This window comes from Acetobacter thailandicus (assembly GCF_011516655.1).
In the GTDB taxonomy this organism is placed as follows: domain Bacteria; phylum Pseudomonadota; class Alphaproteobacteria; order Acetobacterales; family Acetobacteraceae; genus Acetobacter; species Acetobacter thailandicus.
Window position 1 is genome coordinate 576,144 of the sequence record NZ_WOSV01000001.1, and the last position, 9,292, is coordinate 585,435.

General features: G+C 51.0%; 8 protein-coding genes. 7 read left to right on the plus strand and 1 reads right to left on the minus strand.

The annotated features are described in order from the left end of the window. Nucleotides 1-142: 142 nt before the first annotated feature. From GOB58_RS02610 to GOB58_RS02635, 6 genes are all read left to right on the plus strand, one after another. The gene (locus GOB58_RS02610) at nucleotides 143-970 is read left to right on the plus strand and encodes an OmpW/AlkL family protein (RefSeq protein WP_086553851.1); all 828 of its coding nucleotides are present in this window, start codon (nucleotides 143-145) and stop codon (nucleotides 968-970) included. Between the two features lie 5 nt (nucleotides 971-975). Beyond that, complete coding sequence (gene hemN, locus GOB58_RS02615) at nucleotides 976-2,358, plus strand: oxygen-independent coproporphyrinogen III oxidase (RefSeq protein WP_173559238.1); 1,383 nt, start codon at nucleotides 976-978, stop codon at nucleotides 2,356-2,358. Between the two features lie 137 nt (nucleotides 2,359-2,495). Further along, the gene (locus tag GOB58_RS02620) at nucleotides 2,496-3,173 is read left to right on the plus strand and encodes a 2OG-Fe(II) oxygenase (protein ID WP_086553853.1); all 678 of its coding nucleotides are present in this window, start codon (nucleotides 2,496-2,498) and stop codon (nucleotides 3,171-3,173) included. Between the two features lie 127 nt (nucleotides 3,174-3,300). Beyond that, the gene (locus tag GOB58_RS02625) at nucleotides 3,301-4,938 is read left to right on the plus strand and encodes an electron transfer flavoprotein-ubiquinone oxidoreductase (RefSeq protein ID WP_173559239.1); all 1,638 of its coding nucleotides are present in this window, start codon (nucleotides 3,301-3,303) and stop codon (nucleotides 4,936-4,938) included. Nucleotides 4,939-5,001: 63 nt separating this feature from the next. Beyond that, nucleotides 5,002-5,751, plus strand: a complete 750-nt coding sequence (locus GOB58_RS02630; protein ID WP_173559240.1) for an electron transfer flavoprotein subunit beta/FixA family protein — start codon at nucleotides 5,002-5,004, stop codon at nucleotides 5,749-5,751. A 2-nt stretch (nucleotides 5,752-5,753) separates the two neighbouring features. Then, complete coding sequence (locus GOB58_RS02635; protein WP_086553856.1) at nucleotides 5,754-6,677, plus strand: electron transfer flavoprotein subunit alpha/FixB family protein; 924 nt, start codon at nucleotides 5,754-5,756, stop codon at nucleotides 6,675-6,677. An 84-nt stretch (nucleotides 6,678-6,761) separates the two neighbouring features. On the opposite strand, the gene GOB58_RS02640 is transcribed toward GOB58_RS02635, so the two are convergent. Beyond that, the gene (locus GOB58_RS02640) at nucleotides 6,762-7,427 is read right to left on the minus strand and encodes a TetR/AcrR family transcriptional regulator (protein ID WP_173559241.1); all 666 of its coding nucleotides are present in this window, start codon (nucleotides 7,425-7,427) and stop codon (nucleotides 6,762-6,764) included. A 151-nt stretch (nucleotides 7,428-7,578) separates the two neighbouring features. Here GOB58_RS02640 and GOB58_RS02645 point away from each other — a divergent pair, with 151 nt between their 5' ends. Next, a complete protein-coding gene (locus tag GOB58_RS02645) occupies nucleotides 7,579-9,066 on the plus strand; it encodes an efflux transporter outer membrane subunit (protein ID WP_086553858.1) in 1,488 nt (495 codons plus the stop codon). The last annotated feature ends 226 nt before the right edge of the window (nucleotides 9,067-9,292 follow it).

A 9,292-nucleotide genomic window follows, 5' to 3' on the forward strand; every position in this document is an offset into this window, starting at 1 on the left:
GAAAACTGTGACTTCTAAATCACACTCCCTGAATCAACATATGGATTATGGCATAATTTTGATCTGTATCAAGGTGTGGAGATTTGATGCGTGATTGTAGCAGACCATCACGTAGCGCATTTCAGGGAAACGTATAATAGCCATGATTAAGATTCGTTCTTTATTTACCGCAATGATTGCCGGTGTGGCAGCGTTTTCCGGCGCAGCAGGCGCTAAGGCGGCTTCTGCTAATGCGCAGTATGTTAATGCTCCTGTTGTGAGCACACTTCCTGCCGTGCCCCGTTCTCATGAGCATTGTGGTTTGTTTCAGACCTGCGCCAGCACAAAAATTGGTCTGGGCGCGGGTGATTTCATGATCCGCCTGTCCGGTGTTGGTGTTCTGCCACAGGATCGTGACAGTAATGTCTCTATTACGGGTGGTGGCTTCAGCCGTCATACCCCGCTGAGCCATACGCATATTTCTACGACAAACGCAGCAATGCCTGAGCTGACGTTTGAGTATTTTATTACCGACAACCTGTCTGTTGACCTCATTGCAACCAGCACGCGCCATAAAGTGTCAGCTGTCGGCAGCGATCTGCCAGCCCTGGGTGGTCCGCACAGTCTTAGCGTGGGTAAAGCCTGGGTTCTGCCTCCTACGCTGACATTCGCATGGCATTTCCGTCCCCATAAGCGTTTCAACCCTTATGCCGGCGTTGGTGTTACGGCAATGTGGTTTCATAACATGAAGGGTAACCAGAACGCTTTTCTGGGACTGAACAAACTTAATGCCGGTTTTACCGGAGGCCCTTCTGTTAATGTCGGTTTTGACTATCAGCTGGTGGGTAACTGGTTCTTTAACGCCGATGTTAAGCAGATGTTTGTGCGTATGCATGCATGGGTGCAGAACACACCAGAAACCATTCGTGTGCGTGCGCATGACTCGCTTGACCCAACCGTTGTGTCAGCAGGTATTGCTTACCGGTTCTGATCCTTATGGCAGTCACCTCTGTTACTGAGCTGATTGCACGATATAGCGGGAATTTACCCCGCTATACCAGCTATCCGACAGCAGTCAGCTTTACTGAAGCTGTCGGGCCTGACCAGGCTGAAGTCTGGCTGAAGCAGCTGCCTGAAGCTGCGCCCCTTTCTTTTTATTTTCATGTGCCGTTTTGTGATGAGCTTTGCCGTTTTTGTGGCTGTAATACCTCAGTCATGCGGCAGGAAAGCGGACGCGCAGCGTATGGCAATCTGCTGACTGAAGAGTTTTCGCGTATCATTGCTCTTGTGGGTACGCAGCATAGTGTCCGGCATATTCAGTTTGGCGGGGGAACACCCTCTACACTGCCACCCGCGACTTTGCGTCTGATTATGTCAGATATTCTGGCTTCATGTCGGGTTGAGGATGGTGCTGAGCTATCTATGGAGCTTGATCCACGCCATGTGCCGCAGGGTTATCCTGCTCTGCTGGGTGAGCTTGGGTTTACCCGTATCAGTATCGGTGTGCAGGACCTGAACGAAAAGGTGCAGCAGGCCTGCGGGCGTATTCAGAGTTTTGAGCAGACTGAAGCTTGTGTTTCTGCCGTGCGTCAGGCCGGTGTGCAGGGCGTGAATATTGATCTGATTTATGGTCTGCCGTTTCAGACGCAGGAGGGAGTGGCTGAAACGGTCAGGCGCATTGTTACGTTACGACCCGACCGCCTTGCTGTGTTTGGTTATGCTCATGTGCCGTGGAAACAAAAACGCCAGACCCTGATAGCAGAGGAAAGTCTGCCAGGAGCGCAGGAGCGGCTGGCGCAGCGTGCAGTGATGGATGAGGTGCTTTGCGAAGCGGGTTATGTGCCCGTTGGTCTTGATCATTATGCCTTGCCAGAAGATGCTCTGGTAAAATCTGCTCAGTCCGGCACTTTGCGTCGTAATTTTCAGGGCTATACCGTCGACTCGGCTGAAGCTCTTATTGGCGTTGGTGCCTCAGCAATTTCGATGCTGCCTGATGGTTACGTACAGAATATAACCTCAGCGGCGGCTTATGCTCGTGCGCTTTCAGAAAATGCTACTGCCCTGCCTGTGGTCAGAGGGGTTGAGCGGACATCAGATGACCGTCTGCGTGGTTACCTGATTGAGCGGCTGATGTGTGATATGCAGGTTGACCTGGCGACATCCGGCTTAAATCCTGAATATTTTTCTGCTGAAGTGGCAGCTCTTGCTCCGATGGTTAAGGATGGCCTGGTATTGTGTGAGGGCAGCATGATACAGGTGACGGGCAAGGGGCGTCCGTTTTTGCGTAACATTGCCGCAGTGTTTGATGCACGTCGTCAGAACCTGCCATCTGCCGGGGCTGTGCAGGCCTCATCTCCTCGATTTTCATATGCGATCTGAACTTTTTATTTGATATCTGCCCCTGACATGTGTTGATTGCACAGCAATTTTGTCCCACTTTGCACCGGATGGCTGCCTTTTGCTGCCGTTTTTGTTATTGTGATGCTGTGTTGTGTTACCGTTAAAGGATAAGGCAGATGCTTTCTGATGCCCCGCTCACCGAGATGGACTCTGCTTCGGCATTTGTACAAATGCTTGCTGAGACCCCCTGTGAACCTTATCCTTATGACCACTGGTCACTGAAATCTGTTCTTCCCTCTGATGCATGCGATGCTCTTGTGGCCTGGGATCCGGGAAGTGATGCCCTTGCAGGAGATGTTGCAGGCCGGCGTGAGACCCGCAATAAATTTCGGATTTTTGTGGATGAGACAACACGTGCCCGTGACAGCCGTCTCGATCGCCTTGCTCATATTATAGATAGCCCTGAGGTCCGGCAGGGGTTTGAGCGCTATTGTGGTGCGAGCCTTGAGGGGACGGCGCTGCGTCTTGAGCTGTGCCTTGATACTGAGGGGTTCTGGCTTGAGCCGCATACAGATATTGGTGCAAAAAAACTGACATTGCTTATTTCGCTTTCGCAGGATGAAAACGCGAAAGACTGGGGCACCGATCTCATGTCGCCAGAGGGGGACTCTCTTGTCCGGGCATCAGGTCTTTTTAACACCGGGGTCTTATTTATCCCTTCAGATAAAACCTGGCATGGTTTTGTCAGTCGCCCTGTGACAGGTGTGCGGCGTACGCTTATTGTTAATTTTGTTGACTCCAGCTGGCGTGCGGTTCACGAGCTGGCGTTTGGTCCGGCCCGCTCAGGGCACTGAGACCAGGCAAAAACATGCGATAAGGCACCCGTCTGTGCGTCACTGATAAGCCAGTTTTTTGCAATTTTTGTTGCATCTGGCTTATGGAGTGGGTGCCCGATTTTTTTTCAGAGAGGACAGAGCAGGAATGAGTGAAGCAGAACGCGAATCTATGTCGTTTGACGTCGTGATTGTCGGCGGCGGACCGGCCGGTCTGGCTGCGGCTATTCGCCTGCGTCAGCTTTCTCCGCAAACCAGCGTCTGTCTTATCGAAAAAGGAAGCGAAATCGGCGCGCATATCGTTTCCGGTGCCGTTATTGAACCGCGTGCTCTGAGCGAACTGCTGCCTGACTGGAAAGAGCGCGGTGCTCCGTTAAACACACCGGTTGCGACTGAGGATATGCTGTTTCTTACTGAAACACGCAGTTTCCGAGTGCCGGCACTTGATAAATTCATGCCGCATATGGCCAATCATGGTAATTATATTGTCAGTCTTGGTGAAGTCTGCCGCTGGCTGGCCTCACAGGCAGAAGAGCTTGGTGTCGAAATTTATCCCGGCTTTGCTGCATCTGAAGTGCTGATAGAAAACAACCGCGTTGTGGGTGTCGCAACTGGCGATATGGGCATTACGCGTGATGGCAAACAGGGCCCGAATTATCAGCCTGGCATGGAGCTGCGTGCAACATATACGCTTTTTGCTGAAGGCTGCCGTGGTTCGCTGACCAAGCAGGTCATGCAGCATTATGACCTGCGTAAAGGTGTTGATCCGCAGACTTATGGCCTTGGTATTAAAGAGGTCTGGGAAGTGCCGCCTGAGAAACACCGCCCGGGTCTGGTTCAGCACAGCTTTGGCTGGCCAATGGATGACAATACGTATGGCGGTGCCTGGCTTTACCATTTTGGTGAAAATCTGGTGTCTTATGGTTTCGTAATCGGGCTTGATTACTCCAACACATGGCTGTCACCGTTTGATGAGATGCAGCGTGTGAAACAGCACCCGGCTTTTCGCAAACATCTTGAGGGCGGGCGTCGTATCAGTTACGGGGCCAGAGCGCTGTCAGAAGGCGGGTTGCAGGCTATTCCGCGTCTGACCTTCCCTGGTGGAGCACTAACCGGCGATTCTGCGGGTTTTCTTAACGTGCCAAAAATCAAAGGCACACATACGGCAATGAAGTCAGGCATGCTTGCAGCTGAGGCGCTTGTTGATGCCATGAGCACAGAGCGTGTTGAGCCGGCTTCTTACGTACAGCTTATTAAAGAGTCATGGTTGTGGGATGAGCTGAAGTCAGTGCGTAACATACGCCCGGCTTTTGCCCGCTTTGGCATGAAAAAAGGCGCTGTCTATTCAGCGATTGATGCCATGCTGCTGAAAGGGCGTGCCCCCTGGACCCTGCATTTCCGCCATCAGGATAATGAAGAGCTTCTGGCGGCTTCTTTGTGTGAAAAGCCAGCTTATCCTAAGCCGGATGGCAAACTGACATTTGACCGTCTTTCCTCTGTGTTTTTGTCAAACACAAACCATGAAGAAGATCAGCCTGTTCATCTGCGCGTGAAAAATCAGGGGTTGTGGAGAACGGTGAACTGGGATGTTTTCCACTCACCTGAGTCGCGTTATTGCCCGGCAGGTGTGTATGAGGTTGTTAATGAAACCTCAGAGCCTGCCCTGCATATTAACGCCCAGAATTGTGTACACTGTAAAACCTGTGACATTAAAGATCCGGCCCAGAACATTGACTGGACTGTGCCAGAAGGGAGCGGCGGGCCGAACTATCCTGCGGGCATGTGATTTTTTTTTAAAATACGGTATGTCTGGTAACGAATAACTCTGCATTTCCAAGCGAAAGAAGCCATGAAGATTGTAGTACCGATCAAGCGGGTTGTTGACTACAACATTAAACCGCGTGTTAAGCCTGATGGTAGTGGTGTTGAAACCACTGGCGTTAAGATGTCTATGAATCCTTTTGACGAAATAGCTGTGGAAGAGGCTGTTCGTTTAAAAGAGAAAGGCGTGGCCACTGAGGTTGTTGTGGTCTCTGTCGGTGTGCAGCAGGCACAGGACACTCTGCGTACAGCTATGGCAATGGGTGCAGACCGCGCCGTTCTGGTGCTGTCAGAGGAAAGTCCTGAGCCCCTCGCTGTGGCAAAAGTGCTCAAAGTGATCGTTGCGAAAGAAGATCCAGGTCTGGTTATTCTGGGTAAACAGGCCATTGATGATGACATGAATGCAACCGGTCAGATGCTGGCGGGTCTGCTTGGCTGGGGTCAGGGCACTTTTGCCGGTAATGTTGAGGTTGCTGACGGCAAAGTGAAAGTCAGCCGGGAAATCGATGGTGGCACAGAAGATGTCTCCCTCGTGCTGCCAGCAATTGTCACTGCTGACCTGCGCCTGAACGAGCCACGTTATGCGTCTTTGCCTAACATTATGAAGGCAAAGAAAAAACCGCTCGAAACACTGAATGTGGCCGACCTGGGTGTGGATACGACTCGTCGCCTGACGATTGTTTCAGTTGCTGAGCCTGCTGAGCGTAAAGCTGGTATTAAAGTCGAAACGGTGAGCGAGCTGGTTGAAAAGCTGCGTAATGAAGCAAAGGTGATCTGATTATGACAGCTCTTGTTCTTCTGGACCATGAAGACGGTCGGATCAAACAGGCTGCTCTGTCTGCCGTAACAGCCGCCACACAGTTTGGTGACGTGCATGTTCTGGTAACGGGTGAGCGCAGCGTTGCTGAGACAGCCGCTAAAATTTCTGGTGTCACGAAAGTTCTGCATGCAGCAGATGCTCTTTATGCCCATGAAATGGCTGAACCACTGGCTGCATTGCTGGTGTCACTGGCCGGTTCATATGATCAGATTCTGGCATCAGCCAGTGCTGTTGGTAAAAACGTGCTGCCACGTGCGGCGGCTCTGCTTGATGTGCAGCCGGTGCCTGATGTGGTTCGTATCGTTGATGCAGACACATTTGTACGTCCGATTTATGCGGGTAATGCTCTGGCAACCGTTAAATCATCTGACAGCAAAAAAATTCTGACAGTCAGAAGTTCAGCATTTGATGCCGCTCCGGCTGAAGGCGGTTCAGCTGCAATTGAAGAAGTTGCTGCTGTTGAAAACCCGAATGTGTCAGAGTTTGTTGCGGTTCATCTCTCAGCTTCTGAGCGTCCGGAACTTGATTCAGCCCGTGTAGTTGTTTCTGGTGGCCGTGGTCTTCTTAGCGAAGAGAAGTTCCGTATTCTTGAGCCGCTGGCTGATACACTGGGTGCTGCGATTGGTGCCTCCCGTGCTGCGGTCGATTCTGGTTTCGTTTCAAACGAATATCAGGTTGGCCAGACAGGTAAGATTGTCGCCCCTGAGCTGTATATTGCGTTTGGTATTTCTGGTGCCATTCAGCATCTTGCCGGCATGAAAGATAGCCGTGTGATTGTTGCTGTGAACAAAGACCCTGAAGCACCAATTTTTCAGGTCGCTGACTACGGTATTGTTGGTGATCTGTTTGAGATTGTCCCTGAGCTGACAGAAAAACTAAAATAATTTTTCGTTTTTCGGTTGCCTGAAAAGCCTGTCTGCGCCGCAAGCGTATGGCAGGCTTTTTAGTATCAGGAGAGTGCGCTCCGATCAGACTCTGGCAGGCTGAGAGTTTTTTTCATGCACAGACAGAAAAACATCAACAACCGTGTGTATGACCTTCTGGCGCTCAGCTTCTTCATTTTCAATAACCATATTGAAGCGCTTTTTGTGTGTAATGCGCGTCTGACACATGGTGAAAAAAAGCTCGGCCGCAAAAACCGGATCTTCAACCTGTAGCAGGCCCTGCCTCGTCTGGGCTGATAGCCACTCAGCAAGTGTTTCAATGGCAATTTTGGGCCCGTTTTTCCAGAAAACATCTGTCAGTTTAGGAAAGTGAGGCGCTTCGGAGATAATAATCCGGTAAAGCATCAGGCTTTCTGGCAGCGTAGTCAGGTTAATAATTGCCTGTGCAATGGCGGTCAGCGTTTCACGAACAGGCTGGTTGCGTTTTATAGGCTCAAGGGCTGTAGGGAGCTTTTCACGGCAGTTTTGCTCGACAAATGCTTCAAACAACTCAGCTTTGCAGGTGAAGTAATTATAGAGTGTCCCTTTGGAAACATTGGCCTCACGGGCAATGGCAGACATGCTGGCCCCTTCAAAGCCATGCTGAGCGAAAACAGCTCTGGCACCATCCAGAATTTGCTGGCGTTTGGCTTCAGACTCCCCTGTAAGAGAACAGGTGTCTGAAGGGGGAGAGCAGGGCAGGGCAGGCATTGTCTGTAATTATTTCCTTTATCCTGACGATTGACGTCATAGTGAAAAACGGTAGGTTACCATGCTGACCGAACCGATCGGTCAGAGCAAGAGAGAATTTTAGTTTAGGAGCAGACAGGTGGCAAAACGGTACAGATTAAAGGCGGCTACGATGCTGTTTCCGGTTTTGCTAAGTGGTTGTGCGGTTGGGCCTGACTTTAAAAAACCTGAAACATGGACACCAGCCCAGTGGCAGCATGCCAGCCTTGAGCAAACGTCCCGCGCGCTGAGTGTTCCGGTTAATCAGGCTCCTGATCCGCAGTGGTGGTCTGTATTTCATGACCCCGAGCTGGTTTCGCTTGAGCAGAGACTGGCTACACAGAATCTGGATATTCTTCAGGCAACGCAGCAGATGGCTGTCAGTCGAGGGCAGTTGCTTCTGGCCGGGGCTGAGCGTTTTCCTGACCTGGCAGCTACAGGTTCATACCGGCGACAACAGTACAGCAGCAAGCAGCTGGAATCAGTTATTAAGCGTATTGGCAAAAATGCTCCTGAGGGGTCAGATGCTCTGCTGTCTTCTCAGGCTGCAAACGCGTCTATTCCATTGCTTAATCAGTGGCAGGATGGCCTTCAGGCGAGCTGGGAAGTTGATCTGTGGGGGCGCGTACGTCGTCAGTATGAGGCTGCGAAGTCTTATTTGCAGGCAACGGTTGAGCAGCGACGCGGCATCCTTATTGCACGTCAGGCTGAGCTGGCTCAGGATTATTTGTCTTTGCGCAGCACGCAGGAACAGCTGCGTATTACCAGACGGAATAAAGAAGTCGCGGTTCAGATGCTCGATCTTAGCCGGAACCGTTATAATAGTGGTCTGGTTAGTGAACTTGATGTTGAGAGTGCCCGTTCGCAGGTTGAAGACACCAGCGCCCGTATTCCTCAATATGAGCAGCTCGCTGAGCAGCAGATTAATGCGATTAACCTGTTGATGGGAGCGCCCCCTGGCGCGCTGAATGCTGAACTGCAAACGCCATCCGTCATTCCGTCTTTGCCACCCGTTGTGCCTGTTGGTGTACCTTCAGAGGTGGTGCGCCGCCGTCCTGATATTCGTCAGGCTGAAGCTGAGCTGCACGCAGCAACAGCTGAAGTGGGGCAGGCTGAGGCTGACTTTTATCCCAAAGTCACCATTGATGCCGGGTTTGGTATGCAATCCTTCTCTTTCCGTGATCTTGGGATGTGGGGTGCACGTGCCTGGAACGTTGGCCCATCTATCAGTATTCCAATTTTTCAGGGCGGGCGTCTGGTTGGGCAGCTTAGGATGAAGAAAGCGTCTCAGAAGACGGCGGCTTTGCGTTATCGCAAGACGGTTCTGACGGCCTGGAGTGAAGTCGATAATGCACTGACAAAATATGAAGCAGAGCAAAAGCGTAATATGGCACTGAAAGCACAGGTTGCTGCTGACCAGCGCTCACTTAGCCTGTCACGTGACTTATATCGTCAGGGATTAAGAACTTTCCTGCCGGTGCTGGATGCAGAACGTCGCGTCTTATCTTCTCAGACGGCTTTGACGACCAGTAATGAAATGATGTCAGAGAATCTTGTGCGTTTATATAATGCGATTGGTGGTGGCTGGGAGGAAATCTATCCTGAGGCGAAGAACGGCTGAAATAAGCGCTGTTTTTCGATGAAAATTTCCTTATGAAATTTTCATGATTTTTTTAATTTTTATGATTGACGTTACGGTTTTGTGTCTGTAGAAGGGGGTCATCGAGAGCGGATGGGGCTCTGGAGGCTGAGGCTTCCGGGGTTTTTTCTGACTTTAGCGGTCTTTGACAAGAGAATATGAGAGAGGGATATGCTGACGGCGTATTTTCTCTGAGGGTGAGGTTTCG

Excerpts from the sequence above, each read along its gene's own strand:
- GOB58_RS02610 (WP_086553851.1), top strand. The coding sequence starts at position 143 with ATGATTAAGATTCGTTCTTTATTTACCGCAATGATTGCCGGTGTGGCA.
- hemN (WP_173559238.1), top strand. The coding sequence starts at position 976 with ATGGCAGTCACCTCTGTTACTGAGCTGATTGCACGATATAGCGGGAAT.
- GOB58_RS02620 (WP_086553853.1), top strand. The coding sequence starts at position 2,496 with ATGCTTTCTGATGCCCCGCTCACCGAGATGGACTCTGCTTCGGCATTT.
- GOB58_RS02625 (WP_173559239.1), top strand. The coding sequence starts at position 3,301 with ATGAGTGAAGCAGAACGCGAATCTATGTCGTTTGACGTCGTGATTGTC.
- GOB58_RS02630 (WP_173559240.1), top strand. The coding sequence starts at position 5,002 with ATGAAGATTGTAGTACCGATCAAGCGGGTTGTTGACTACAACATTAAA.
- GOB58_RS02635 (WP_086553856.1), top strand. The coding sequence starts at position 5,754 with ATGACAGCTCTTGTTCTTCTGGACCATGAAGACGGTCGGATCAAACAG.
- GOB58_RS02640 (WP_173559241.1), bottom strand. The coding sequence starts at position 7,427 with ATGCCTGCCCTGCCCTGCTCTCCCCCTTCAGACACCTGTTCTCTTACA.
- GOB58_RS02645 (WP_086553858.1), top strand. The coding sequence starts at position 7,579 with ATGCTGTTTCCGGTTTTGCTAAGTGGTTGTGCGGTTGGGCCTGACTTT.